Below are 24618 nucleotides of genomic sequence, written 5' to 3'. Positions count from 1 at the left end.
GCGATTAACTCATTCACGGAATACGCATAATCGGAGGTGTACCCTGAGGGTGGTGGGAGAAATCACTCTGGGAGGGGGAATACGCAGACGCGCGGCCACAGTGGGCGCCAGCAGCACCAGCAGCAGGCCAAGACCGAACAGCAGGGTTTCGAACATTACCGGCGGCGCAGCCAACAGTGATTTGGCGCTCAGTTCGCAGGGCTTGGGCTGAAGTGCAGCGTCGTCATCGGTAGCGGAGAGTTCGGCACTGGCGACGGGCAAGTCCATCGCCTGCTGCAACGCATGCAGGCCCGCCATGCGTTGAGTCATGCAGGTCAGCATCACCAGGCAAGCCAGGCATAAAAACCATTTCGCAATCCGCTGCTGTTTAACCATGCTGCCCTCAATGCCAAGTCTGGGCTTATCTTAGCGGCGCAGACGTGATTAGCAATCATTTTGCCTGTAAAGAAATGTCTGGGGGCGGTATTGATGGCGACCATTTACAGGTATCATGGGGGCACACCTGCGCTTTTCGCCGGGTACGACGATTTTTCTCTCCCCAAAGTCATTGAGGTTGCGGCAAGGCGGCAGGCAAGTGAATCCCGATGAGCTTACTCAGGTAAGTGATTGTGAGATTGCACAGTCAACGCGGCTGCGACGTCAAGTTAGAAGGGGGATACACAGCGAAGGACTGGTGATATGCAACCTTTGAGTGGACCGGGCACCCCGATCGCCAGCGATCGCCCTCCGAACCCGGGCAAAACCACAGCCACCGACGACAGCCCGCTCTCTCCGGCGCAGCGCACTACGCTGGAGAAATTGGTCGTTAAGATCATGGCGCTCAGTCCTGCCAAGTCCGCAGAAATCTGGGCCACGCTGCGTCACGATCTCGGGGCAGACCATAATAGCAGCGAGCTGCAGGCGCGCCATTTCCAGCCGGCCGAGCAACTGTTGCAAAACCGCCTGAACCAGGTGCAGCAAAGCCATGCCAACCGCCAGTTGCTGCAGCAGCTCACCGAACTGTTGCCGCAGGGCAATAATCGTCAGGCCGTCAGCGATTTTATTCGCCAGCAGTTTGGCCACACGGTACTGAGCCAATTGAGTCACCCGCAGTTGCAGCAGGTGTTGAACCTGTTGCAGACCGGCAGCCTGGCCATTCCGCACCCGCAGCAAACCGCCACCAGCGATCGTCCACTGCTGCCTGCCGAGCATCAAAGCCTGCAACAGCAGGTGACCAAGCTCAGCGCCGCTACCGGTGAGTCACCGATCAAGATCTGGCAGAGGCTGTTTGATCTGGCCGGGGTAAAAACCAACGATCCGCTGCCGGCTCGCCACTTCCAGCTGCTCAACCAGTTTTTGCAGGTCAAAGTCGCGCTGAGTCCGCAGACCGCGCCGACGCTGAACAACCTGTTGGCCGCACTGAAACAACCGGCCGACCCGCAGGAACAGCAACTGTTGAATGACTATTGCCAGTCACGTTTCAACTGCAGTGCCAGCGCACCGCTGACCCACCCGCAGATGAGCGATGCCGTCAACCAGCTGTTCGCCCGTCGTCTGGAAAAAACCGGCCCGGCTCAGCCCATAACCGAGAGCTGTTCCGAGCCGCAGCCGTTGCTTAATCCGTTGATCGCCGCCTTGCCCCAACCGCTGCAAAAGGCGCTGAGCAAGCCGGCGGTGGCGTTTATCCTGCTGATTCTGGTGCTGGTCGTGGTATTGGCGCTGGTGTTTTAACCCTTCAGGCGCAGCCGCAGTCTTCCCCTGCCGCACTGCCCTGCAGCGAACCCGGTTGTTCACCGCTGGCCAACGGATGGCCATCGCGTTTCCAGAAATCCAGCCCGCCAATCAGTTCCTTCACCCTGAACCCCAGCAGCGCCAACTTGTACGCCCCCTTGGTTGAACCGTTGCAGCCGATGCCGTCGCAATAGGTGACATAGACTTTGTCGCGAGCCAGATGCGCCGTACCGGCCTCATCCATCAGCCGATGCGGCAAACTGATGGCGCCGGGAATATGCCCGGCCGCATACAAGGCTTGCGCACGGGTATCTATCACCAGGATCTCGCTGACGCCGTTGCGCAGATCTTCCGCCACGTCCCATGCGTCCGCGTAATAACTCAATTTCGCCGCCAGATAATCCAGGCTTTGCGCCGCCGGCCCAGGGGGAAATGCCAAAACCAATGAAGATGCCGCCATAAAATTCACTCCTGTTGATGAGACTGATGACAATATTGCCTGATTTTGGTCTTATGATTGATACCCATTATTGCCACAAGACAAGACCCATTATGAACAGTGCGCTCATCTCGCTTTTCCAACGGCCGGAACACGGCGAAGGTACCTTGCGTGAACGCGTTTGCGGCACGCTGCGCCGCGCCATTCATAGCGGGGCGCTGAGCCGTGGGCAGCGGTTACCCTCATCACGGGTTCTGGCCTGGGATTTGGGCGTATCGCGGGTGACCGCCGAGGCGGCGTACAGCCAGCTGGAGGCTGAGGGATATCTGCAGCGACGGGTTGGCCAGGGCACCTTTGTGGCGATAGACATCGTTAAGTCCCCTCCGGCCACCAAAACCACCGGCGAGCCGCGCCTGTCATCACGCGGCCGGCTTATCGTGCAAACCGGGGGCTGCCGCGATCCGCAGCAACCGCTGCCGTTTGCCGCCGGTTCACCGGATCTGCGCGCCTTCCCGCTAAAACTGTGGAAACAGCTCACCGCTCAACAATTGCGCCTGCGGGGAGAAGCCCTGATGCGCTATGGCGACCCTCAAGGTTATTTGCCGCTGCGCGAAGCCATTGCCGGTTACATTAGCCAGGCGCGCGGGGTCAACTGCGACGCGCGACAGGTTATGGTGCTGACCAGTTCGCAACAGGCGCTGCAGCTGATCGCCGCCCTGCTTTTGGACAGCGGCGACAAGGTATGGATGGAAGAACCCGGTTATGCCGGCGCCAGAAACGCCTTTACCAGCGCAGGTGCCGAGCTGGTGCCGGTCAAGGTGGACGACGCCGGTATGCGGCCACACGAGCAGTTACCCAGGCCGCAGCTGATTTACCTGACGCCCTCGCATCACTATCCCACCGGCGTGGCACTTAGCCTGGCGCGGCGGCTCGAACTGCTGGCGTTGGCCCAGCGGCAGCGGGCATGGATTATTGAAGACGATTACGACAGCGAGTTTCATTATGACGGCCAGCCGATGCCGGCGATGCAGGGGCTGGATAGTCAGGGCAACGTGCTGTATTTAGGGACCTTTTCCAAAGCGCTTTTCCCCTCTCTGCGCCTGGCCTATCTGGTGGTGCCGCCCGCGCTGGTGGAAGCTTTTACCACCGCACGTACGGTTTACGACGGCCACGGCGCCCAACTGATGCAGGCGGTCACCGCCGAATTCATCCATCAGGGGCATTTTGCCGCCCACATCCGCTACATGCGCCAGCTGTACCGCAGCCGCCGTGACCACTTGCTGCAGCAAGTGCAGGAAAAGCTTGGGCATTATGCCGCCCCACAGCAGGCAGGCGGCGGGTTGCAACTCAGCGTCTGGCTGCCGCCGGGCCAGGAAACGGCCCTCACCCGCCAGGCGCAGCAGTTGGGCGTGGTCACCCCCGGGCTGGCGGCTCAGTATCAAACGGCGCAGGCGCGACGCGACGGCTGGCTGTTGGGTTTCGCCGCCCTGACGCCGGGGGAGATCCGCGCTGCCGTCGAACGGCTGGCGCGCATTATTCCCGTTTAGCGTTGCTGCGCGCAAACAACAGCGTGAAAGCCACGCCGGTCAACGCGCACACCACTCCGGCCATAAACACCGACGAATAACCCAACGACGTGGCCAACAGCCCGGTCAATGGGCCGGTAATGGCGTAAGAGACATCCTGAAACGCCGAGTAACCACCGATGGCCGTGCCGCGTACCTGCGGTGGTACGCGTTTCACCACCTCTACGCCCAGCGAGGGGAAGATCAATGAGCAACCTAAACCGGTGAAGGCCGCCCCAACCAACGCCATCAGCGGCGTGGCGGCCGAGAACAGCAGCAGCAGGCCAAAGGCCTCAATCAGCAATGAAATCAGCGCCACGCGGATACCGCCGAACCTGTCGGGATAATGGCCAAACAGCAGGCGCATCACCACAAATGCCACACCGAACATCGTTAACGCCAGGCCGGCATGCCCCCAGCCGTTGGCGGTGAAATACAGAGAAACAAAGGTGCCAATCACCGCAAAACCCACGCCCTGTAATGCCAGCGCTACGCCCGGCTGCCAAATGCTGCCCACCATTTTCCACAATGAAGGACGCTCACCGTGCGTAGGCGCTACCGCCGTGACACGCATATTGAGCAGCATGGCGATCAGCGGCAGCAGCAAGGTAGACACGCCAAGAGCCACAAAACCCCAGCGCTGATGCAACATCAGGCCTATCGGCGCACCGGCCGCCAGCGAGCCATAGATCGCCATGCCGGTCCAGGACATGACCTTGCCGGAACGGGCGGTCCCCACCAGGCCAAAACCCCAGGTCAGGGTACCGGTCAGCAGCAGGCTTTCGCCGTAGCCTAAAATCAGGCGCCCGAGGATTAGCAGAACGAATTTGATCTCTGGCGCCGCCGGCAGCAGCGCCGATGCCAGATAAGCGACGCCGGCCAGCGCACAGGCAATCATCCCCTGTCGCGCCGAACGTTTGCCGCCAAAGCGGTCGGCCAGCCGGCCGGCGTAACCGCGGGTCAGGACCGTCGCCAGAAACTGAATACCCACTGCGATCCCCACCATCAGGTTGCTCATGCCCAGTTCAAAATGCACGTACAGCGGGATCACCGGCAACGGCAAGGCCACCGTCAAATAGGTGAGAAAGATCGCGCAGGTCAGCGAAAGCAGCGCTTTGTTCGCGGAAGGTTCCGCATGTGAAATCGTAGATGACATAGATTGCTCACTCAAAGTGGGGAAATACAGAGAGAGCCGGATGACTCCAACGCTCTCTTCTCTCATTGCCAAAGGCAACAAGAACGAGCGCGTTGGATTACGTGAACGCCTACGCAACCCAGAACCCTGGGTTGTATCGCCAGATACTAACCAGCGGGCTCTGCGGCTGTCAATCGCCCGTGGTTACTCAGCCCCTTTACTGCTCGGTCAGCCGCAGCTCGGCTACCACCGGCAGGTGATCGCTGACCGCAGGCCAGTGAATGCTATTCCAGTCGCCGCTGGCGTTAGGCACCGTCAGGCTGTCGAGATGCCAGCGTTGAGCATTGCCGCTAAAAATATAATCGACTTTGATTTCCGCATTTTCCGCCGGCCAACTGCGGCCATCTTGCGCCGCGGGCATGATGTCGTTCCAGTAACGACTCAGTTCGGTCCAGGTGACGCTGCCCGGCACGTCGTTCATGTCGCCGAACAGTAGCTTGATGCCGCGCATTTCAATGGTGCGATCGTTTAATTCACGCACCTGATCCAGGCGCATGGCCGGGTCTTCCTTGGTATCCAGATGGGTATTGATCAGGGTGATCGGCGCCGGGAACTCGGGCACGTCGGTCTGGGCGCTAAAGGCAATGCGCTGTTCACGCTGGCCGGAGGGCAGCGGGTAAATCTTGCTGTCATGCAATGGGTATTTTGACAGAAACGCCAGGCCATATTCACCGCCGTCAAAGTCTATCGCCCGGCCAAAGGCAACGTGCATGCCGGTCAGTTTGGCCAGCTCCGCCGCCTGATCGAGTTTCCCGCTGCGTCCGGTGAGCTTATCCACTTCCTGCAGCGCCACCACGTCGACGTTCATCGCCCTGATCGCCTTGGCGATGGCGGTCATGTCGCTGACCTTGCCGGCGGCAATATTGAAGCTGGCGATGCGGATCTTCGGCGCCTGCTCCAGGTCATAGGTTTTGTTCTTCAGACCACCGAGTGCGCTGGCCACTTCGCGGCTGTTGACGTTGCTGTTGGCATTACCGGCAGCGGTGGATGACCAGGCAGCATGGGACATTCCCAGGGATAACAGAGTAATAAGCAAAGCATTACGTGAGCGCATAGGTTCTCCTTTAACGATCAGATTTTTGTTGGGGCACCCTTTCCCCCACAGCTAACAACGATTCTGCCGCAGATACCTGCGACTATTTCCTAGTTGCGCCGCTATTTTTTTATTCTGCGCGGCGTCTCGCATTCCGGTAGCGAAAGCATCGCAGCGATGGACAACCGGCTGATTTAGCATTAAAACCGATAGACAGCTTATCGAGAGGAACCCGCATGACCAGCGCCATTGCCGAACAGCTTACCGAACGCTTCTTTCGTTATCTGGCGATCACCAGCCAGAGCGATGCCGCCGCCAGCGCCCTGCCCAGCACGCCCGGCCAGCATGATATGGCAACGTTGCTGGCGGCTGAGTTGCGCCAACTGGGGCTAAAAGATGTGCAAATCGACGAGCACGCCACAGTAACCGCCCGCAAGCCCGGCAACCAACCCGGTGCGCCGCGTATCGGTTTTATTACCCATATCGATACTGTCGACGTCGGCCTGTCGGCGCATATTCATCCGCAGCGCCTGCACTTCAGCGGCGAAGATCTCTGCCTGAACGCGGAGCACGACATTTGGCTGCGCACCGCCGAACATCCGGAGATCCTGGCCTATCCGAACGAAGACATTATTTTCAGCGACGGCACCAGCGTGCTCGGTGCCGATAACAAGGCGGCGGTTACGGTCGTGATGACGTTGCTGGCTAATCTGAGCGCCACAGACCGCCACGGCGATATTGTGGTGGCCTTTGTGCCGGATGAAGAGATCGGCCTGCGCGGCGCCAAAGCACTGGATTTGGCGCGCTTTGACGTGGATTTCGCCTACACCATCGACTGCTGCGAACTGGGCGAAGTGGTTTATGAAAACTTCAATGCCGCGGCGGCGGAGATCCGTATCGAGGGCGTGACTGCGCACCCGATGTCGGCGAAGAACGTGCTGATCAACCCGATTCGCATCGCCAACGACATCATCAATCAGTTCGATATCCTGGATACGCCGGAGCATACCGAGGGGCGCGAAGGTTATTTCTGGTTCAACGACATTACCGCCAATGCCAACCTCGCCACGCTGAAAGTGTCGATTCGCGATTTCGACCTGGCCGCTTTCAATGCGCGCAAGGAGCGTATTCAGGAAGTGGTGCGGCAGGTGGCGGCGAACTACCCGCGCGCCAGGGTGAGCTGCAGCGTTACGGATATCTACAGCAACATCAGCAATTCAATCGGTGAAGACAAGCGCGCCATCGAGCTGATTTTCGGCGCTCTCGCCGCACACGGCATTCCGCCGAAGGTGATCCCGATGCGCGGGGGCACCGACGGCGCGGCGCTGTCCAGCCGTGGAGTGGTGACGCCGAACTACTTCACCGGCGCGCACAATTTCCATTCGCGTTTTGAGTTTCTGCCGGTCAGTTCGTTCGTGAAATCTTATCAGGTGACCCGCAGCATTTGTTTGCTGGCGGCACGTGGTTAGAAAAGAGTTGGCCGCGCAGCAAAGCGCGGCCGGCGTCAGGCCAATAGCCAGCCGAGCAGCCCACCCCAGGCCAGCAATGGCAGCGAGTAGTAATGGAATTTCAGCCAGATCTTGCGCTCCCCTGCCATGCGCAGCGCAATCAGGTTCGCCAGTGAGCCAATCGCCAGCCCAAAGCCCCCGGCATTCACCGCATAGGCCACCAGTTGGCTGGAAGGCACGTAATTGAGCAGCAAAATGGTCGCCGGCACATTGCTGATGATCTGCGACAGCCCAATCCCCAAAGCGTAAACACCGCCGTCACCAAGCCGGGCGATATCGGCGAACCAGGGTTGAATCGCCTGCAATTGGGTAAACAGGCCGACGTCGATAAACATGGCGATAAAGACAAAAATCAGGCTCCAGTCGATCTGCAACAGCACCCGACGCGCCAGCAACAAGAAACCGGCAAACACCGCCAACAGACCGTACAGCGGCAAGCCGACATCCAGACACAGCAGAAAAATCACGTACAGCGCCACGCAGCTCAGCAACAGCGGCCGCTGATAGGGATAACCCTCGGTGTGCGGCGCCTTTACGATATCCCGCGCCGGGAAGCTGAACCAGGTCAGGACCAGCAGGCTGGCCATCATCGCCGCGCCAAACGGCGCCATCTGAATGATAAAACCCAGGAAAGAGAGCGACGACTTGCTCCACAGCAGAATGTTTTGTGGATTGCCGATCGGCGTTAACAGCGAACCGGCGTTGACCGCCAGCGCCTGGAAGATAATCAGCCGGCTAATCGGCAGCGAAGAAAGTTTTTTTAGCGTAATAGTCAACGGAATGGCGATAAACAGCGCCACATCATTGGTCAGGAACGAAGACAGCAGCGCGGCGGAAAACACCAAAAACATCGCCAGCCACCGTTCACTGTGCAACGTGTTGATGATTTTACGACCAACAAAATCAAAATAGCCGCTGACCTCAACGCCCTTGGTCAACAACATCAACCCAAGCAGGGTAATAATGGTACGCCAGTCGATAAAACCGGATAGCGCCGGCAATTGTTGCGGGTTAAGGGCGGCCATCACCACGCCGGCCAACAGCAGGATATGCAGGAAACGATCTTTCAGGAACGGTTGGATCAGTCGGGCAACGGCGTTTGAACTCATGGTCATCGCTTCAAAAATCAATCTGGAATCAGGAGCCAGACGTTAGCCGAAGCGCGGCGTCAACGCCAGCAAAATGCTATTTTACCTTTCTGCGCTTTTCATTTGCCGCGCTTTACTTTATTTGTAGCGCCTTTCTACGTTTCAAAGGACTTTTCATGGTCAACGCTATCGCCAAAGGGCTGTTGCTGAGCGCAGCGCTCAGTGTGCTTGCCGCCTGTAACGATCAACCAACCCGCACGCAGATCGACCTCGAAGGCAAAACCATGGGCACCTTCTACAGCGTCAAAATCAGCGGTGACGTTAAGATCGGCAAACCGTTGCTGCAACAGCAGGTCGACGCCTTGCTCGAGCAGGCCAACGATGATATTTCCACCTACCGCCCCGCGTCGGTGCTGTCGCGCTTTAACCAGTCGCGCAGTACAGACCCGCAACCCATCCCCCGGGGGATGGCGGATATTATCCTGATGGCCCAGCGCATCGGCCGCGATACGCAGGGCGCGATGGATATTACCGTCGGCCCACTGGTGAATCTGTGGGGTTTTGGCCCGGACAAACGCGCCGTCAAAGTGCCGCAGCAGCAACAGATTGAAGCCGCGCAAAAAAATATTGGCCTGCAGCATCTCAAACTGCTCAGCGATAGCCGCGGCGAATGGCTGCAAAAAGATCTGCCGAACATGTATGTCGATCTCTCGACTCTGGGTGAAGGCTACGGCGTTGACCAGCTCGTTAAACTGATGGCGCGTAACGGTATCACCAACTATCTGGTGTCGGTTGGCGGTGCGGTGTCCTCACGCGGGGTCAACGGTCAGGGCAAGCCGTGGCGGGTAGCGATCCAAAAACCGACCGACAGGGAAAATGCGGTGCAGGCGCTGGTTGATCTGCAAGGCTACGGCATCAGCACCGCCGGCAGTTATCGCAACTACTTCGAACAGAATGGTCAGCGCTATTCGCACGTTATCGATCCCGTTACCGGCCGGCCCATTACCCACCGGCTGGTCTCCGCCACGGTGATCGCGCCAACGGCGCTGGAGGCCGACGGCTGGGATACCGGGCTGATGGTGCTCGGCACGGAAAAAGCGCTGAAGCTGGCGGAAGAGAAAGGGTTGGCGGTATACCTGATCAGCAAAACCGATGACGGTTTCAGCGCCGTGATGACGCCGCAGTTCAAAGCGTTTCTGGTGCAGTGATGTGAAAAAGCCCGGCAGTGCAAATGCCGGGCTTTTTTATCACTATCGGATTTGACGCGAAGGTTATTTCGTCAGTGCGATAATACCCAGCGTCAGGCCGGCAACCGCCGCCGCACCGCCGGCGATAGCGCCCGCGGTTTCCCAGTTATCCTGTGTCGTGCCCTTCATGCAGGTGTTGGTGTGCACCAAACGCCCCTGATCGTCATAAACCGGGACACAAGGTGACTCAGTCGCGCACCCCGCCAGAAACACTGACAGCAACCCAACCGCAATTAACTTTTTCATACTCATGCCTCAAGGTTCTCTCACTCTGAAACGCTACGCCGAGTGATAATCGCGTTATCGAGCTATTGTATGCGTAAAAAGCTGAACGAGGCGTTAATGATCTGCCAAGAGATGTAATTTGGGATAACTCTGAACGGCCAGCGACAGGCAATAAAAAGCCCGCTGAGAAGCGGGCTTGTTCAACTGGCATGGATTACGGCTACATTACTTTTGCAGCTTGCGCATGACCAGCGTGGCGTTGGTGCCGCCGAAACCGAAGCTGTTGGACATCACGGTAGTCAGCTCGCGTTTAGTCGGCTGAGTCACGATGTTCATGCCTGCGGCTTTCTCATCCAGGTTGTCGATGTTGATGCTCGGCGCAATAAAGCCGTGCTCCACCATCAACAGGCTGTAGATCGCTTCCTGTACGCCGGCGGCGCCCAGAGAGTGGCCGGTCATGGCCTTGGTGGAAGAGATTGCCGGGGTGTTGTCGCCAAACACTTCACGGATTGCACCCAGTTCTTTCACGTCGCCAACCGGCGTGGAAGTTCCGTGCACGTTCATGTAATCGATTGGGGTATCAACGCCTTGCAGCGCCATCTTCATGCAGCGCACCGCGCCTTCGCCCGAAGGCGCTACCATGTCAGCACCGTCGGAGGTCGCACCGTAACCGATGATTTCAGCGTAGATGTGCGCGCCGCGCGCCAGAGCGTGCTCCAGCTCTTCAACCACCACCATACCGCCGCCGCCGGCGATGACGAAACCGTCACGCGCCGAGTCATAGGTACGGGACGCTTTTTCCGGCGTTTCATTGTAGCTGGTGGACAGTGCGCCCATCGCATCGAACTCGCAGGCCATTTCCCAGCACAGTTCTTCACCGCCGCCGGCAAATACCACGTCCTGCTTGCCCAGTTGGATCAGTTCCACCGCGTGACCGATGCAGTGTGCAGAGGTTGCGCAGGCCGAGCTGATGGAGTAGTTAACGCCACGAATTTTGAACGGAGTTGCCAGGCAAGCGGAAACGCCTGAAGCCATGGCCTTGGTCACCATGTAAGGGCCAACGCCGCGCAGGCCCTTGGCGCGCATGCCGTCGGAACCGGCAACCTGGTTGCGCGGAGAGCCGCCACCTGAGCCAACCACCAGACCGGTGCGATCGTTGGAAACCTGATCGGCAGCCAGACCGGAATCCTTGATGGCTTCTTCCATGGAAAGATAGGCATAAACGGACGCGTCGCTCATAAAACGCATCACTTTACGGTCGATCAGACCGGTAGTGTCCAGTTTAACATCGCCCCATACGTGACTACGCATGCCGGAATCTTTCAGCTCCTGGGAGAAAGTGATCCCAGAACGTCCTTCCTGCAGGCTCGCCAGGACCTCCTGCTGGTTGTTACCAATGCTGGAGACGATTCCCAGGCCAGTAATCACTGCACGTTTCATTCAGTACCTCTTCCACAATTTTACATTCGGGATTTTGCATCGCACTTTAGCGTACAGATGTACGCCGAACAAGTCCGATCAGCGTTTTTCAGCTTTATTCTTATCCAGTTTGCGCCATTTCGCTAGCCCCGTTAGAATCCCGTCACCCCTTGAGTTACGAGCAACTAACCGTGAGCCACGCCCCGATCCAAACCGCAGCGTTATCCTGGAACGAACAGGGTACACCTGTTTCGAAACAGTTTGATGACGTCTACTTTTCCAATCAGGATGGGCTGGAAGAAACCCGTTACGTATTTCTCAAAGGCAACCGGCTGCCGCAGCGTTTTAGCGAGCACTCGCGCCCGCTGTTTATCGTCGCGGAAACCGGCTTTGGCACCGGGCTCAACTTTTTAACCCTGTGGCAGGCGTTTGCCGGTTTTCGTGCGGCGATGCCTGACGCCCCGCTGCAGCGGCTGCATTTCATCAGTTTTGAAAAATTTCCGCTGCTGCATGAGGATCTGGCAGCCGCACACGCACGCTGGCCGGAACTGGCCCCCTATGCCGATGAGCTCCGCGCCCAGTGGCCGCTGCCGTTGCCAGGCTGCCACCGCCTACTGCTGGCGCAGGGCCGCATTACGCTCGATTTGTGGTTCGGCGACGTCAATGTGCTGCTGCCGCACTTTGACCCCAGCATGAATAACCAGGTCGACGCCTGGTTCCTCGATGGCTTTGCGCCGGCGAAAAACCCGGATATGTGGACTGAGCAGCTGTTCGCCGCCATGGCGCGATTCGCCCGGCCCGCAGGCACCCTCGCCACCTTTACCGCTGCGGGTTTTGTACGGCGCGGATTGCAGCAGGCCGGTTTTGACGTCGCGAAAAGCAAAGGTTTCGGTCAAAAACGTGAAATGCTGATAGGCGAATTGCCCGCTGATGCGCCGGCGGTCCCGCACCCCGCCCCCTGGTTCCTGCGCCCGGCGGCGGAAAATACTGACGATATCGCCATCATCGGCGGCGGCGTCGCCAGCGCGCTTACCGCCCTCGCCCTGCTGCGGCGCGGCGCGAAGGTCACGCTGTACTGCGCCGATCCGCAACCGGCCGAAGGCGCGTCGGGCAACCGCCAGGGCGCGCTCTATCCGTTGCTGAACGGCCGCGGCGACGCGCTGGAAAGCTTTTTCAGCGCCGCCTTCCCGTTTGCCCGCCGCCAGTACGATGCGCTGTTGCAACAGGGTGTGGCATTCGATCATCAATGGTGCGGCGTCAGCCAGTTGGCCTTTGATGAGAAGAGCGCAGGGAAAATTGCCAAAATAGTGGCGATTGAATGGCCTTCTGCGTTGGCGGCACCGGCCGACCGCGCCACGCTAAGCGCGCTGTGCGGCGTAGACTGCGGTTTTGGCGGCGTCAGCTACCCGCAAGGCGGTTGGCTGTGCCCGGCCGAGCTGACGCGGGGTGCCATTGCATTGGCGCAGCGCCAGGGAATGCGTTGCCATTACGAGTACGACGTCAACAGCCTCATGCACGCAGACGGCAATTGGCAGCTCGGCTTCGGCAATGGAGAAACCCGCCGGCATGCCACGGTCATTCTGGCCAATGGCCACCGCCTTTCAAAGCTGCCGCAAAGCGAAGCCTTGCCGGTGTATGCGGTGCGCGGCCAGGTTTCCCATATTCCCACCACCCCGGCGCTGAGAGAATTGAAGCAGGTGCTGTGTTACGACGGCTATCTGACGCCGGTCAATGTCCATAATCAACAACACTGTATCGGCGCCAGTTACCAGCGCGGCGATACCGCCATTGAATACCGCGAGGAAGAGCAACAGGAGAACCGTGCGCGGCTGTTGCGCTGCCTGCCGGAACAGGCGTGGCCGCGGGAGGTGGACGTCAGCGCGCACCATGCCCGCTGCGGCGTGCGGAGCGCCACCCGCGATCACCTGCCGATGATTGGCGCAGTGCCGGACTATCAGGCCACGCTGAAGCAATATCAGGATCTGCAGCGCCGCCATCAGCTTGGCGAAGCCGTAGCGGATGCCCCGCGTTATCCCAACCTGTTCGTTCTTGGCGCACTGGGTTCACGTGGGCTGTGTTCGGCCCCGCTGGCGGCAGAGATCCTGGCGGCGCAATTGTTTGGCGAACCCTTGCCGGGCGACGCAGAGATGCTGGCAGCGTTGAATCCGAACCGGATGTGGGTGAGAAAATTGCTAAAGGGGCGTGCGGTTTAATGCGGAAATAACAGGGCGCCTTGAGAGCGCCCCGTTAGGGCGATTAGGTAGTCGGCAGTGCGGTTTGGTACAGGTTTTCCCACATGCCGCGCACCAGTACCTGGTCCGGCGGCGACAACTCACCGGCGGTAATGGCTTTGTGCAGGCTGTTTTCCACCCGCGCTTTCAGCGCTTCGGCGGTGTGTTCGCCGTGCTCTTCCGCTTCGGCCACCGCCAGCGTCAGATGACCGCGCAGGTAGCCACCGGCAAACAGTTCATCATCGCTGGCGTGCTCTACCATGTCATCAATCAGCGCCAGAATGCGCGCTTCGAATTCTGCGATCATCAAATTTCCTCTATTACCCTTCATCTTTCAAACCGTCGCGTTGTCGGCTGCATTCACTCCCCAGTCACTTGCTCCTGAGGACTCATTCGCTTGCCGCCTGGCTGCGGCTTGAAAGCTATTGGGTATATATTTTCAGTTAAATATATGGTCAGTTGAGATCTTCCGGGTAGGGAAAATGCTCGGCCGCCAGTGGTGGCGTATTGTAGAACGATTGTAACGCCTGAATAAAGCGCGCGGGTCTTGTGGGTATTCCCCGTTCCAGCAGCGACAGCACTCGGTCACGCACTTTGCGCTGGAAGGCGATGCGATCCGGCTCGCAATCCCCATTCAGGTTGTCGCAGCTGACGTTAAACGGGAAACCGGCGGCCACGCAGAACATCCACTCCAGCGCCTGCGGTTTGATTTCTACCGCTTCGAATTCGCTCTGTGTTTGCGCATCGCGCCCATCCGGGCAGTACCAGTAACCGAAGTCCACCAACTTGCGGCGTTCTTCGCCGGCAATGCACCAGTGCGAGATCTCATGCAAGCCGCTGGCGTAAAAGCCATGGGCAAAAACGATGCGGTGGTACGGCAGTTCATCGTCGGCCGGCAGATAAATCGGCTCATCATCGCCCTTGACCAACCGCGTGTTGTTGTCTTCGCTAAAGCATTGATTAAATATATCAATCAGCTGCTCGTATTGATGGGTAGTCTGTGTGTCTAACATAAATAAAAACTCTATAACCACAAAAATAAAGTGGCAATTATTCCACTTTAGTGCTCTGCCGGCACGCTAAATATGCAGCGCCAGCCACTGCTGAATTTCCGCGCCGTGGTTGTCGTACAACAGCTTGCAACTCATCACCAGCGAGACGATGACGATCATCGGCCGAATCAGCTTCTGCCCGCGGGTCAGCACCATGTGCGCGCCGAGACGCGCGCCGAGCACCTGCCCTACCAACATCACCAGGCCAATGCCCCACACCACTTTGCCGCCGATGATAAAAAACGTCAGGCCGCCAACGTTGGAGGTGAAGTTCAGCACCTTGGCGTGCGCGGTGGATTTGGCCAGATTAAAGCCGCACAACGTCACGTAGGCCAGCGCATAGAACGAACCGGCGCCGGGGCCAAAGAAACCGTCGTAAAAACCGACGCAGCCGCCGGCCGCCAGCCCGAACGGCAACGCGCTCAGGCGGCGCTGCCGATCGTTTTCCCCCAGACGCGGGGTCAGCAAAAAGTACAGACCTATGCCAATCACCAGCAGCGGCAGCATTTGTCGCAGCAGATCGGCGCGCATATGCTGCACCAGAATCGCCCCGGCGATGGAGCCGATCAGCGCCAGCAGGATCGTCAGTTTCTGATCGTTAAGATCTACCGCCCGCCGGCGGATAAAGTACAGGCTGGCGGAAAACGAACCGCCCACCGACTGCAGCTTGTTGGTTGCCAGCGCCTGCGCCGGGGAAACGCCCACCGCCAGCAGCGCCGGCACGGTCAGCAGGCCGCCGCCTCCGGCAATGGAATCGATAAAACCCGCCAGCAACGCCACCACAAACAAAACCCCGAGCATCTCGGGGCCAACGACGAACCAATCCATTTATACCCTCTTACTTGAAATTGCATCTGTGTCAGTTGCACTCCCTCACCCGAATCACTTACTCGGGTAAGCTCATCGGGATATATGAGCCTCTTCCCTGAGGCTCACCCTTCGGGCCAGCGTAAATACTGTTCAAATCGGTTCCCGACCGATTTGTCATTCCCTTACCGTCTTGATGCAACTCCAATGACTTTGGGTATATTATTTCGCAGCGAAATGGTTATCCAACAAAGCCTGACAGGAAGGCGGCAATGGCGGTGGGACCGGCTTGCCCGGCTTGGCGCTCGGTTGATGCGGCACGAACCAGCTTGCCAGCTCCGCCCCACAGCCGTCGCCCGGCGGCGGGGTATCTTGTTCCTGGCACTCCAGGCTGCCCGCCGGACAACGCAGACGCACGTGCATGTGCGCGCGGTGGCCGAACCACGGGCGCACCTTGTGCAACCAGTCGCGGTCGGCGCCGGCATCCAGACACAGGCGTTGCTTGATAGCCGGGTTGACGAAAATGCGCGTCACTTCCGCATCCTGCGCCGCCATTTTGATCAGAGATTCAATCTGCGGTTGCCATTGGCGCGCCACTACCTGTTTGCCGTCGCCGGAAACCAGATCGATCGGCTGCGGTTTGAGCAGTTGCTGCGCGCTCCAGCGCTGGCGCGGCAGCTGTAACCAGATGTCGACATCCAATCCGGATTGATGGCTGGCGTGACCGCTGCTAAAGCGCCCGCCGGCGGGCATCGCCATATCGCCGATCAGCACCGTGCCCAGGTTCTTTTGGGTGGCCTTACCGCTCAGGCGCTGAATGAACGCCAGCAGATCGGGGTGGCCGAAATAGCGGCGCTGATCGGGCCGCATGACCTGATAATCCGGTGAATTCAGCGGCAACGGCTGGGCGCCGACGATGCAGCCATTGGCAAAACCGCCAATCGCCTGCGGCGCGCCGGCCACCGGGTGATCAATTTTCTGCCACGGCGTCATCGCCATGGCGGAACCTGAGGCCATCAGGGCAACGATGCCTAACATCCAGTTTTTCATCGCAATTACCAGCGCGGAACGTTAGAAACCACATCACCGTTTTGCGCACGCTGGCGCAGCAGGTGATCCATCAGCACAATCGCCATCATCGCTTCGGCGATCGGAACCGCGCGAATACCTACGCAGGGATCGTGGCGGCCACGGGTAACCATTTCTACCGCTTCGCCCTGGCGATTGATGGTACGGCCCGGCACCATGATGCTGGAAGTCGGTTTCAACGCCAGATGAGCGACCACCGGTTGGCCGCTGCTGATGCCGCCGAGAATGCCGCCCGCATGGTTGCTCTGGAAACCTTCTGGCGTGATTTCGTCGCGGTTTTCGCTGCCGCGCTTGGTCACCACGGCAAAACCGTCGCCGATTTCCACGCCTTTTACCGCGTTGATGCTCATTAACGCATGCGCCAGATCGGCATCCAGACGGTCAAACACCGGCTCACCGAGGCCCACCGGCACATTTTCGGCAATGACGCTGACCTTGGCACCGATCGAGTCGCCCTCTTTTTTCAGCGCGCGCATCAGTTCGTCCAGCGCTTCCAGCTTGCCCGGATCCGGGCAGAAGAACGGGTTCTGTTCGACCTGATCCCAATCTTTCAGTTCACAGACCACGTCGCCGATTTGCGCCAGATAGCCACGCACCCGTACGCCGAATTTCTGCTGCAGGTATTTCTTGGCTATCGCCCCCGCCGCTACGCGCATCGCGGTTTCACGCGCCGAAGAACGGCCGCCGCCACGGTAATCGCGTACGCCGTATTTTTGCTCGTAGGTATAATCCGCGTGGCCCGGACGGAACACGTCTTTGATGGCACCGTAATCCTGCGAACGCTGATCGGTGTTTTCAATCATCAACCCAATGCTGGTGCCGGTCGTCACGCCTTCGAACACGCCGGAAAGAATGCGTACCTGGTCCGGTTCGCGGCGTTGAGTGGTGTAGCGAGAAGTCCCCGGACGGCGGCGGTCCAGATCGTGCTGCAAATCGGCTTCGGTAAGCGGGATACCCGGCGGTACACCGTCTACGATACATCCCAGCGCCACACCGTGAGATTCACCAAATGTGGTGACGCGGAAAATCTGCCCAATACTGTTTCCTGCCATCACGGCTCCTTACCGTTAATGATTATCTTTGTGGGCCCGTCAGAGCAGGCCCGAAGAAGGCTTAGCTGCGGTAGATGCTGAAGTGTTCTTTGCAATCGACCAATTGCTGTTTGGTCAGCATGAACACGCCGTCACCGCCGTTTTCAAACTCCAGCCAGGTGAACGGAATATCCGGATATTGTTCCATCAGATGTACCATGCTGTTGCCCACTTCACAAATCAGCACGCCGTCGTCGCTCAGGTAATCCGGCGCGCAGGCCAGAATGCGGCGCACCAGCTTCAGGCCGTCGCTGCCCGCCGCCAGGCCCAGTTCCGGCTCAAAGCGGAACTCCTGCGGCAGATCGGACATGTCTTCCGCATCCACATACGGCGGGTTGGTGACGATCAGATCGTACTGGATCGCGGGAACGTCGCGGAACAGATCGGAACGGATCGGGATAACCTGGTGCTCGACGCCATGCGCCTGAATGTTGCGCTCGGTCACCGCCAGCACGTCGCTGGAGATATCCACCGCGTCCACTTCCGCTTCAGGGAAAGCGTAGCCGCAGGCGATGGCGATGCAGCCGCTGCCAGTGCACATGTCCAGAATGTGACGCGGCGGGTGCGGGATCAGCGCGCTGAAGCGATCGTTGATCAGTTCGCCAATCGGCGAACGCGGCACCAGCACGCGTTCATCGACATAAAACTCCATGCCGCAGAACCAGGCCTTGTTGGTGAGATAAGCCACCGGAATGCGCTCGTTGACGCGGCGGATCACGCGTTCAACGATGCGATGGCGCTCGCTGGAGGTCAAACGTGCGGTGTGCATGTCCTCCGGGATATCCAGCGGCAGGAACAGGGTTGGCAGCACCAATTGCACCGCTTCGTCCCACGGATTATCAGTTCCGTGACCATAGTAGATATTGGCGGCGTTAAAGCGGCTCACCGCCCAGCGCAGCATATCCTGAATGGTGTGCAGTTCATTCACTGCTTCGTCGACGAAAATTTTGTCCAATTTGCCCTCCGGCAGGCACTGTGATTCATGATTTAGCCGCATAGTTTGCCATGAAGCCCGCGACAAATCAGCAGCAATAGTCGCGTTAAGGCATTCTCATTTTCATTCTGACGGGAGTTTTGCGTCGACAGATCTCCGCTACACGGTAAACTGTCGTGATAAATGATTTCCGGTGAATGAAAAATGAAGAACAAGCACCCTCTGAGCAAAGATGAACTGCAGCTCTTCAGAGAGTCGATAGCAGGCGCAAAAAAACTGCGCCAGGATACCGTTGTCCACCCCAAACCCAAGCCAAAAACCCGGCAAATGGCACCGCAGCGCCTGCTGCAGGAGCAGGTGGACGCCAGCTATTATTTCTCCGATGAATATCAACCGCAGTTGGAAGAGGAAGGGCCGACCCGCTATGTGCGCCCCGGCTACAGCGCGTATGAGTTGAAGAAACTGCGACGCGGCGATTATTCACCGGACCTGTTTCTCGATCTGCACGGCCTGACCCAGATGCAGGCTAAACAAGAGTTGGGCGCGCTGATTGCCGCCTGCAAGCGTGAACACGTGCACTGCGCCTGCGTCATGCATGGCCACGGCAAGCACATCCTCAAACAGCAGACGCCGCTGTGGCTGGCGCAACACCCCGACGTTCTGGCGTTTCACCAAGCCCCCAAAGAATGGGGCGGCACCGCGGCGATTCTGTTGCTGGTCGAACTGGCCGAGTAAACCGCAGATATGACAAAGGGCGATGTTAAACATCGCCCTTTTCTGGTGGAACCCGATATACGGTGCTCTAGACTTTAGCCATCACCTGCGACGGGCTGACCTGCCATTCAAACTTGCCGTAGCTGCCGTCGGTTGCCAGATCGACATTGGCGATCGCGGAGGTTGCGAACATCGGCGGACATTCGCCCGGACACAGCTCGGCGACCAGATAGCCCACCAGCGGCAGGTGAGACACGATCAGCACAGAGTTGACCCCCTGCTGCGCCAACGCCTGCAGATAGCTGCCGACCAGACTGGCATCACCGCCCGGCGTCAGCTCAGGCAGCACTTCTTCGCTTTCCGGCAGCGCCAAAGCTTCGCGCACCGTTTCCAGCGTCTGCTCGGCCCGCAGATAGGGGCTGACCAGCACTCGTTCAATATCCACAGACTTGGTGTTTAACCAGGCCGCCATCTGACGTGACTCATCACGGCCACAAACGGTAAGAGGTCGTACCGAATCGCTGGCCGCATCAAGTGCCGCCTCTCCGTGACGCATAATCAAAACTTGCATATTGCACCGCTGTTGTTGACAAAATAACGCTATACAGAAACGCCGAGCGTGCTGTATCGCCGAGTTTTACAACCCCAAAGCAAAAGCTTTGAAACGATAACGCGCCGTCTCTTTTATGGCGGCCGGGCATTTTGCCTGAAAGTTCACGTAAAGAAAATGCTGTTTTTTACATCAACATCGTCCCGACGTGAATATGACGCTCACATAACAACCAATTCAACAGGTTAAATTTCAACCTTTCCATCATGAAAGTTATTGATGGCGATCGGTTTTTTCGGCCTCATCGGGTTACGTTACTCCGTCACTATCTCCCTGTATAGCGCCCGGGATTGCAGGTATTTCAAGGAGTGATAACGATCACACTGCGGCCCTGATCCAACTCTAGTACAAATCAGGGTGCCGTGCCGCTCACTCCCCTTGCGGATAAAAACGTTCGCCCTGCTGCGCCATGCGCTGCAAGCGTTCGCAGGGGGCAAAGTTTTCGCCGTATTGCTGCTGCAGGTAGCGCAGCGTTTTAACCACCTTCTCAGCGCCGAGCTCGTCCATATAACGGAACGGCCCCCCGAGGAATGGCGGGAAACCAATACCGAATACCGCACCGATATCCCCATCGCGCGCGCTGCGGATCACGCCTTCTTCCAGGCAACGCGCCGCTTCATTCAACATCATCATTACGCAGCGCTGGGCGATGACCGCCGGCTGTAAATGCGACTTCGGCGTAATGCCCAGCAGGAGATATACCGAGGTATCGGCGCGCTTGCCCCGCTGGCGTTGCTGGCCTTCGCTTGGATACAGGTAGAAACCCCGGCCGTTTTTGCGCCCTTTGCGCCCGTCTTTCAGTACCGCATCGAAGGCGGCCGGCGCGGCAAAACGCGGCCCGAGCTGTTCCACCAGCACCGGGATAATCTTGGTGCCCACATCAATGCCCACTTCATCAAGCAGGGTAATCGGCCCTACCGGGAAGCCAAAATCCACCAGCGCCTTGTCCAGCGATTCGACAGGCTCGCCTTCCAGCAGGCAACGCGCCGCTTCATTTATATAAGGGGCCAGAATGCGGTTGACGTAGAAACCGGCGCGATCGGCGACCACGATCGCCGTCTTGCCCTGTTTGTGCGCCAGCGCCACGGTGGTGGCGATGGTTTCCTCACTGGTGGAGGCATGGGGGATCACCTCTACCAACGGCATTTTGTCGACCGGGCTGAAATAATGCAGGCCGATCACCTGCTGCGGCCGCTGCGCGTTGGCGGCAATCTGGCCAATCGGCAACGACGAGGTATTGGAGGCGAAAACGGTATGCGGCGCAGCGTGCTGTTCAATCTCGGCCACCATTTTCTGCTTCAGGGCCAGATCCTCAAACACCGCTTCCACCACGATATCCACGCGCTCAAAGCCGGTGTAATCGGTCGAACCGGAGATCATCATCATCTGTTTTTGCCGTTCCGCCGGGCGCATGCGTTTGCTGCGCACGCGCTTGCCGAGCACGTCCCAGCTGTATTTCAGCGCATGGTTGATGCCGGTTTCATTAATATCTTTAATTCGCACCGGCAGGCCGCCGCGCGTGGCGGTCACGCAGGCAATTCCGCCGCCCATCAGGCCGCCGCCCAGGATGCCGACGCGGTGCAGCGCATGGGGTTGCGCATTGCCGCCGCGCTCTTTCTTCAAGGCGGTAGAGGCAAAGAACAGGCTGCGCAACGCCGCCGACTGCGGCGTCATGGCCAGCTCGCCAAAGGCTCGCGCCTCGGCTTCATAACCGCTGGTGCTGCCGCTGTCCAGGCCGGTACGCACCACCTGAATGATTTTTTCCGCCGCCGGATAGTTACCGTGGGTTTTCGCCAGCGTTTTTTTGCGCACAATGCTGAACAACAGGCTTTTCCCCAGAGGGCCGTTGAGCAAGCGCTCCTGCCACGGCAGTTCACGCCGGCTCTGCCAACCCTGTTTGACCCGTTCAATGGCGGTCTGCAACAAAATCGCCTGCGGCACCGCATCATCCACCAACCCCATCCGCAACGCCTGACGCGCGCGGATATGTTTGCCGGTCAGCATCATGTCCAGCGCCTTGCTGGCGCCGATCAAGCGCGGCAATCGCTGGGTGCCGCCGGAGCCTGGCAACAAGCCAAGCTGAACCTCCGGCAAGCCGAGAGCGGTTTTGTCATCCAGCGAACAGATGCGGCCATGGCAGGCCAGAGCCAGTTCCAGCCCGCCCCCCAGGCAAGCGCCGTGAATAGCCGCCACCACCGGCACCGGGAAAGCGGCGATCTGCGCCAGCGTGCTTTGCCCTTTTTTCGCCAGCGTTTCGGCCTCTTTGGCGCTGGTGCAGGCGGCAATCATGGTGATGTCCGCTCCGGCGATAAACGAATCCGGCTTACCGGAGATAATCACCAGCCCTTCCAGCGCGGTATGCTGCTGCGCGCGGATCAGTACGTCATTCACCTGCTCGACGAACTCGGCCTTCAGCGTGTTTACCTTGTCGCCCGGGACGTCGATGGTAATCACGCCGATGTTGTCCGGACGCAGCGTCAGTTGAAAGGCTGAGGGTTTGGCCCGCTGTTCATGCAATGCGTTTTCAAAGCTCATTATTCCACCTCTACAATCATTGCGGCCCCTAACCCTCCGGCCGCGCAGGCGGTAGTCAGCCCCAGTCCGCCGCCACGGCGTTTCAGCTCATGCAACGTCTGGGTGATCATACGCGCGCCGGTAGCGGCAAACGGGTGGCCATAGGCGATCGAGCCACCCAGGACGTTAAATTTATCCATATCCACTGTGCCAATCGCTCTGCTGCGCCCCAGTTTTTGTTGGGCGAACTCATCGCTGGCGAACATCTTCAGGTTTGCCAGCGTCTGTGCGGCGAAAGCTTCATGCATGTCTATCAGGGTCAGATCGTCCAGGCCAATGCCGGCACGATCCAGCGCCAGCGGCGTGGCGTAGGATGGCCCCAGCAGCATATCTTCCCAAACGTCGATGGCGGAAAAAGCAAAGCTGCGCAGGTAGCCCAACGGTTGCAACCCCAGCTCTTTCGCACGCGATTCGCTCATCATCAGCACCGCCGCCGCGCCGTCGGTCAACGGCGTACTGTTGGCCGCGGTGACGCTGCCATGTTTGCGGTCAAATGCCGGTTTCAGTTTAGCGTATGACGCCAGGCTGGAGTCTTTGCGGACGTTGTTGTCTTCGGTGATTTGCGCGCGGTAAGGCGGGACGTAAGCGGTCATGACTTCATCGTGCAACAGCCCCTGTTCCCAGGCCTTGGCCGCCAACTGGTGAGAGCGGTGCGCCAGCGCATCCTGCTCTTCGCGGGTGATGCCGTGGCTTTTCGCCATTTGTTCGGCCGTATCGCCCATGCGCAGACCGGTCGAGTATTCAGCCACCGCTGGCGGTACCGGCAACAGATCGCGGAACTTCAATCGGCTAAACAGTTTGAGGCGTTGCGACAGAGTGCGCGCCTTATTGACATCGACCAGCGTGCGCGCCAGCGCTTTGCTGACGCCGATCGGCAACACCGAGGAGGAATCGGCGCCGCCGGCAATGCCGATACTGATGCTGCCCGCCATGATGCTTTCCGCCACGTTGGCGATCGCCTGGAAGCTGGTGGCACAGGCGCGCGACACGCTGTACGCATCGGTATGTACGCTCATGCCGGTGCCCAGGACAATTTCACGCGCGATATTTGGCGCCTCGGGCATTTGCACTACCTGGCCGAACACCAGCTGTTCGATCAGCGCCGGATCAATGCCGCTGCGGGCCAAGAGTTCGCTCACCGCCGTTTTACCCAGATCCACCGCCGGAATGCCGTGATAAGCGGTTGCCTGTTTGGCAAAAGGGGTACGCAGTCCATTTACAATCGCGATACGGTCACCGTGACGGGTCACCAACGGCAGTGCCTTACTCATAAACGCTCCTGAAAAAATAACGTCAGCGCAACGGGCAAAAAGAGGTCTGACCTGATGAGGTCATTGTTAACTAAATGTTTACATTTGGCAAACCGTCAGAAGTGAAAACTGAGAGCAGGAGCAACTTTCTACTGGGGGAAAACGGCGAGGCGGCGGCGCGGGTTTACCCCGCACCGTTTTGGGCAGGAATTAACGCAGGCCGAGCTGGAAAATCAGGGTTTCCGCCTGGCAGGCGAAGGTGAAATCCGCAACCAGTTGCACACCACCGTCAACAGGTTTAATGCTACTGCTGATGTCACAAGGGTCAGACTCCACGCCACGGGCTTTTTCCGTCAGCGCCGCCAGCGTTTGCTCGGCATCCTGTTGATTGGCAAATACCTGGCTGTAGGATGCGGTGCAATCGGTGTTGTCCATCACGGTACCGACATCGACACAGCAACAGGCTGCGGTTTCCTGGGCGCTGCATTTATTCATTGCATCTGACATGATTAATTCTCCTCGGGGACCGCCATTACGCGAGTCCAAACTGCCATTAACTTTCTGGCGCAAAGACGCAAGATTCTGCGTTTATTTTACCCCGCAGCGAAACCCATCGCTAGCACTTACTTTTTATAGGTGTTTTAAGTGATGGAAATCACAAATGAAAATCGATGTCTGCTAAGGAATGGTAAGAAGTTTGTTATGTGCCGCTGGTTTTTTGTTAAGCAGATCTCTTTTTTGATACCAATCTTGAAATATCTCAAAAACAAAGTTGCAACATTCTCACAGGTCGGACCTATAATTCAGCCACTGGTCTGATTTGTCTGAATGATAACG

The 24618-nt window shown here is 58.5% G+C and carries 23 protein-coding genes; 6 read left to right on the top strand and 17 right to left on the bottom strand.

Annotation, left to right across the window (positions count from 1 at the left end):
• Positions 1–9: 9 nt before the first annotated feature.
• Entirely contained in the window at positions 10–375 is a 366-nt protein-coding gene (locus JK621_RS23605) for a copper resistance protein (RefSeq protein ID WP_212557887.1), read from the bottom strand.
• Positions 376–678: 303 nt separating this feature from the next.
• Between JK621_RS23605 and flk the strand changes: the two genes are divergently transcribed.
• Positions 679–1710, top strand: a complete 1032-nt coding sequence (gene flk, locus JK621_RS23600) for a flagella biosynthesis regulator Flk (RefSeq protein ID WP_212557886.1) — start codon at positions 679–681, stop codon at positions 1708–1710.
• Between the two features lie 4 nt (positions 1711–1714).
• On the opposite strand, the gene JK621_RS23595 is transcribed toward flk, so the two are convergent.
• Positions 1715–2170 (bottom strand): rhodanese-like domain-containing protein, encoded by a 456-nt coding sequence (locus tag JK621_RS23595; protein WP_212557885.1) that lies wholly within the window; start codon positions 2168–2170, stop codon positions 1715–1717.
• 92 nt (positions 2171–2262) lie between these two features.
• On the opposite strand from JK621_RS23595, the gene JK621_RS23590 reads away from it, so the two are divergent.
• Positions 2263–3696 carry a PLP-dependent aminotransferase family protein gene (locus JK621_RS23590; protein WP_432761916.1) on the top strand — a complete coding sequence of 478 codons (1434 nt, stop codon included), beginning with the start codon at positions 2263–2265 and terminating at the stop codon, positions 3694–3696.
• Here JK621_RS23590 and JK621_RS23585 read toward each other — a convergent pair.
• Positions 3683–4870 carry an MFS transporter gene (locus tag JK621_RS23585; protein ID WP_212557883.1) on the bottom strand — a complete coding sequence of 396 codons (1188 nt, stop codon included), beginning with the start codon at positions 4868–4870 and terminating at the stop codon, positions 3683–3685. The genes JK621_RS23590 and JK621_RS23585 overlap by 14 nt on opposite strands.
• Before the next feature lie 196 nt (positions 4871–5066).
• Positions 5067–5963 carry an endonuclease/exonuclease/phosphatase family protein gene (locus tag JK621_RS23580; protein ID WP_212557882.1) on the bottom strand — a complete coding sequence of 299 codons (897 nt, stop codon included), beginning with the start codon at positions 5961–5963 and terminating at the stop codon, positions 5067–5069.
• A gap of 215 nt (positions 5964–6178) precedes the next feature.
• Here JK621_RS23580 and pepT point away from each other — a divergent pair, with 215 nt between their 5' ends.
• Positions 6179–7411, top strand: coding sequence for a peptidase T (gene pepT / locus JK621_RS23575; RefSeq protein WP_212557881.1), 1233 nt, complete (start codon positions 6179–6181; stop codon positions 7409–7411).
• A 35-nt stretch (positions 7412–7446) separates the two neighbouring features.
• Here the strand turns inward: pepT and JK621_RS23570 are convergent, their stop codons facing one another.
• Positions 7447–8559 carry an SLC13 family permease gene (locus JK621_RS23570; protein WP_212557880.1) on the bottom strand — a complete coding sequence of 371 codons (1113 nt, stop codon included), beginning with the start codon at positions 8557–8559 and terminating at the stop codon, positions 7447–7449.
• 155 nt (positions 8560–8714) lie between these two features.
• On the opposite strand from JK621_RS23570, the gene apbE reads away from it, so the two are divergent.
• Entirely contained in the window at positions 8715–9746 is a 1032-nt protein-coding gene (apbE, locus tag JK621_RS23565) for an FAD:protein FMN transferase ApbE (protein WP_212557879.1), read from the top strand.
• 63 nt (positions 9747–9809) lie between these two features.
• Here apbE and JK621_RS23560 read toward each other — a convergent pair whose 3' ends face one another.
• Both JK621_RS23560 and fabB read right to left on the bottom strand, forming a co-directional pair.
• The gene (locus JK621_RS23560; RefSeq protein ID WP_004947462.1) at positions 9810–10031 is read right to left on the bottom strand and encodes a hypothetical protein; all 222 of its coding nucleotides are present in this window, start codon (positions 10029–10031) and stop codon (positions 9810–9812) included.
• Between the two features lie 204 nt (positions 10032–10235).
• A complete protein-coding gene (fabB, locus tag JK621_RS23555) occupies positions 10236–11450 on the bottom strand; it encodes a beta-ketoacyl-ACP synthase I (protein WP_062868132.1) in 1215 nt (404 codons plus the stop codon).
• Between the two features lie 170 nt (positions 11451–11620).
• Between fabB and mnmC the strand changes: the two genes are divergently transcribed.
• Positions 11621–13642, top strand: a complete 2022-nt coding sequence (gene mnmC / locus JK621_RS23550) for a bifunctional tRNA (5-methylaminomethyl-2-thiouridine)(34)-methyltransferase MnmD/FAD-dependent 5-carboxymethylaminomethyl-2-thiouridine(34) oxidoreductase MnmC (protein WP_212557878.1) — start codon at positions 11621–11623, stop codon at positions 13640–13642.
• A gap of 43 nt (positions 13643–13685) precedes the next feature.
• Here mnmC and JK621_RS23545 read toward each other — a convergent pair whose 3' ends face one another.
• The 6 genes from JK621_RS23545 to prmB all read right to left on the bottom strand — a co-directional run bounded on the left by JK621_RS23545 (position 13686) and on the right by prmB (position 18654).
• Positions 13686–13967: a YfcL family protein gene (locus JK621_RS23545; protein WP_212557877.1), complete on the bottom strand. Its 282-nt coding sequence runs from the start codon at positions 13965–13967 to the stop codon at positions 13686–13688.
• A gap of 148 nt (positions 13968–14115) precedes the next feature.
• The gene (locus JK621_RS23540) at positions 14116–14673 is read right to left on the bottom strand and encodes an elongation factor P hydroxylase (RefSeq protein ID WP_212557876.1); all 558 of its coding nucleotides are present in this window, start codon (positions 14671–14673) and stop codon (positions 14116–14118) included.
• A gap of 66 nt (positions 14674–14739) precedes the next feature.
• Positions 14740–15540, bottom strand: coding sequence for a sulfite exporter TauE/SafE family protein (locus JK621_RS23535; RefSeq protein ID WP_212557875.1), 801 nt, complete (start codon positions 15538–15540; stop codon positions 14740–14742).
• 201 nt (positions 15541–15741) lie between these two features.
• On the bottom strand, positions 15742–16569 hold the full coding sequence (mepA, locus tag JK621_RS23530; RefSeq protein ID WP_212557874.1) for a penicillin-insensitive murein endopeptidase: 828 nt from the start codon (positions 16567–16569) through the stop codon (positions 15742–15744).
• 5 nt (positions 16570–16574) lie between these two features.
• Positions 16575–17660, bottom strand: a complete 1086-nt coding sequence (gene aroC / locus JK621_RS23525; protein WP_212557873.1) for a chorismate synthase — start codon at positions 17658–17660, stop codon at positions 16575–16577.
• Positions 17661–17721: 61 nt separating this feature from the next.
• Positions 17722–18654: a 50S ribosomal protein L3 N(5)-glutamine methyltransferase gene (gene prmB, locus JK621_RS23520; protein ID WP_126484253.1), complete on the bottom strand. Its 933-nt coding sequence runs from the start codon at positions 18652–18654 to the stop codon at positions 17722–17724.
• Positions 18655–18837: 183 nt separating this feature from the next.
• Between prmB and smrB the strand changes: the two genes are divergently transcribed.
• Positions 18838–19368, top strand: a complete 531-nt coding sequence (smrB, locus tag JK621_RS23515; RefSeq protein ID WP_212557872.1) for an endonuclease SmrB — start codon at positions 18838–18840, stop codon at positions 19366–19368.
• Between the two features lie 67 nt (positions 19369–19435).
• Here smrB and sixA read toward each other — a convergent pair whose 3' ends face one another.
• The 4 genes from sixA to JK621_RS23495 all read right to left on the bottom strand — a co-directional run bounded on the left by sixA (position 19436) and on the right by JK621_RS23495 (position 24288).
• Positions 19436–19918, bottom strand: coding sequence for a phosphohistidine phosphatase SixA (gene sixA, locus JK621_RS23510; protein ID WP_065506402.1), 483 nt, complete (start codon positions 19916–19918; stop codon positions 19436–19438).
• A 408-nt stretch (positions 19919–20326) separates the two neighbouring features.
• Entirely contained in the window at positions 20327–22492 is a 2166-nt protein-coding gene (gene fadJ, locus JK621_RS23505; protein WP_212557871.1) for a fatty acid oxidation complex subunit alpha FadJ, read from the bottom strand.
• The gene (gene fadI / locus JK621_RS23500; RefSeq protein ID WP_212557870.1) at positions 22492–23802 is read right to left on the bottom strand and encodes an acetyl-CoA C-acyltransferase FadI; all 1311 of its coding nucleotides are present in this window, start codon (positions 23800–23802) and stop codon (positions 22492–22494) included. Before fadI ends, fadJ begins: the two co-directional genes overlap by 1 nt.
• Positions 23803–23991: 189 nt before the next feature.
• Complete coding sequence (locus tag JK621_RS23495; RefSeq protein ID WP_126484261.1) at positions 23992–24288, bottom strand: YfcZ/YiiS family protein; 297 nt, start codon at positions 24286–24288, stop codon at positions 23992–23994.
• Positions 24289–24618: the final 330 nt, after the last annotated feature.

Origin of the sequence: Serratia plymuthica (genome assembly GCF_018336935.1) — a bacterium.
In the GTDB taxonomy this organism is placed as follows: Bacteria; Pseudomonadota; Gammaproteobacteria; order Enterobacterales; family Enterobacteriaceae; genus Serratia; species Serratia plymuthica_B.
Note: the sequence above shows the minus strand (reverse complement) of the source record. Positions and strands in the feature narration are given on the sequence as shown.

Excerpts from the sequence above, each read along its gene's own strand:
- JK621_RS23605 (WP_212557887.1), bottom strand. The coding sequence starts at position 375 with ATGGTTAAACAGCAGCGGATTGCGAAATGGTTTTTATGCCTGGCTTGC.
- flk (WP_212557886.1), top strand. The coding sequence starts at position 679 with ATGCAACCTTTGAGTGGACCGGGCACCCCGATCGCCAGCGATCGCCCT.
- JK621_RS23595 (WP_212557885.1), bottom strand. The coding sequence starts at position 2,170 with ATGGCGGCATCTTCATTGGTTTTGGCATTTCCCCCTGGGCCGGCGGCG.
- JK621_RS23590 (WP_432761916.1), top strand. The coding sequence starts at position 2,263 with ATGAACAGTGCGCTCATCTCGCTTTTCCAACGGCCGGAACACGGCGAA.
- JK621_RS23585 (WP_212557883.1), bottom strand. The coding sequence starts at position 4,870 with ATGTCATCTACGATTTCACATGCGGAACCTTCCGCGAACAAAGCGCTG.
- JK621_RS23580 (WP_212557882.1), bottom strand. The coding sequence starts at position 5,963 with ATGCGCTCACGTAATGCTTTGCTTATTACTCTGTTATCCCTGGGAATG.
- pepT (WP_212557881.1), top strand. The coding sequence starts at position 6,179 with ATGACCAGCGCCATTGCCGAACAGCTTACCGAACGCTTCTTTCGTTAT.
- JK621_RS23570 (WP_212557880.1), bottom strand. The coding sequence starts at position 8,559 with ATGAGTTCAAACGCCGTTGCCCGACTGATCCAACCGTTCCTGAAAGAT.
- apbE (WP_212557879.1), top strand. The coding sequence starts at position 8,715 with ATGGTCAACGCTATCGCCAAAGGGCTGTTGCTGAGCGCAGCGCTCAGT.
- JK621_RS23560 (WP_004947462.1), bottom strand. The coding sequence starts at position 10,031 with ATGAAAAAGTTAATTGCGGTTGGGTTGCTGTCAGTGTTTCTGGCGGGG.
- fabB (WP_062868132.1), bottom strand. The coding sequence starts at position 11,450 with ATGAAACGTGCAGTGATTACTGGCCTGGGAATCGTCTCCAGCATTGGT.
- JK621_RS23545 (WP_212557877.1), bottom strand. The coding sequence starts at position 13,967 with ATGATCGCAGAATTCGAAGCGCGCATTCTGGCGCTGATTGATGACATG.
- JK621_RS23540 (WP_212557876.1), bottom strand. The coding sequence starts at position 14,673 with ATGTTAGACACACAGACTACCCATCAATACGAGCAGCTGATTGATATA.
- JK621_RS23535 (WP_212557875.1), bottom strand. The coding sequence starts at position 15,540 with ATGGATTGGTTCGTCGTTGGCCCCGAGATGCTCGGGGTTTTGTTTGTG.
- mepA (WP_212557874.1), bottom strand. The coding sequence starts at position 16,569 with ATGAAAAACTGGATGTTAGGCATCGTTGCCCTGATGGCCTCAGGTTCC.
- aroC (WP_212557873.1), bottom strand. The coding sequence starts at position 17,660 with ATGGCAGGAAACAGTATTGGGCAGATTTTCCGCGTCACCACATTTGGT.
- smrB (WP_212557872.1), top strand. The coding sequence starts at position 18,838 with ATGAAGAACAAGCACCCTCTGAGCAAAGATGAACTGCAGCTCTTCAGA.
- sixA (WP_065506402.1), bottom strand. The coding sequence starts at position 19,918 with ATGCAAGTTTTGATTATGCGTCACGGAGAGGCGGCACTTGATGCGGCC.
- fadJ (WP_212557871.1), bottom strand. The coding sequence starts at position 22,492 with ATGAGCTTTGAAAACGCATTGCATGAACAGCGGGCCAAACCCTCAGCC.
- fadI (WP_212557870.1), bottom strand. The coding sequence starts at position 23,802 with ATGAGTAAGGCACTGCCGTTGGTGACCCGTCACGGTGACCGTATCGCG.
- JK621_RS23495 (WP_126484261.1), bottom strand. The coding sequence starts at position 24,288 with ATGTCAGATGCAATGAATAAATGCAGCGCCCAGGAAACCGCAGCCTGT.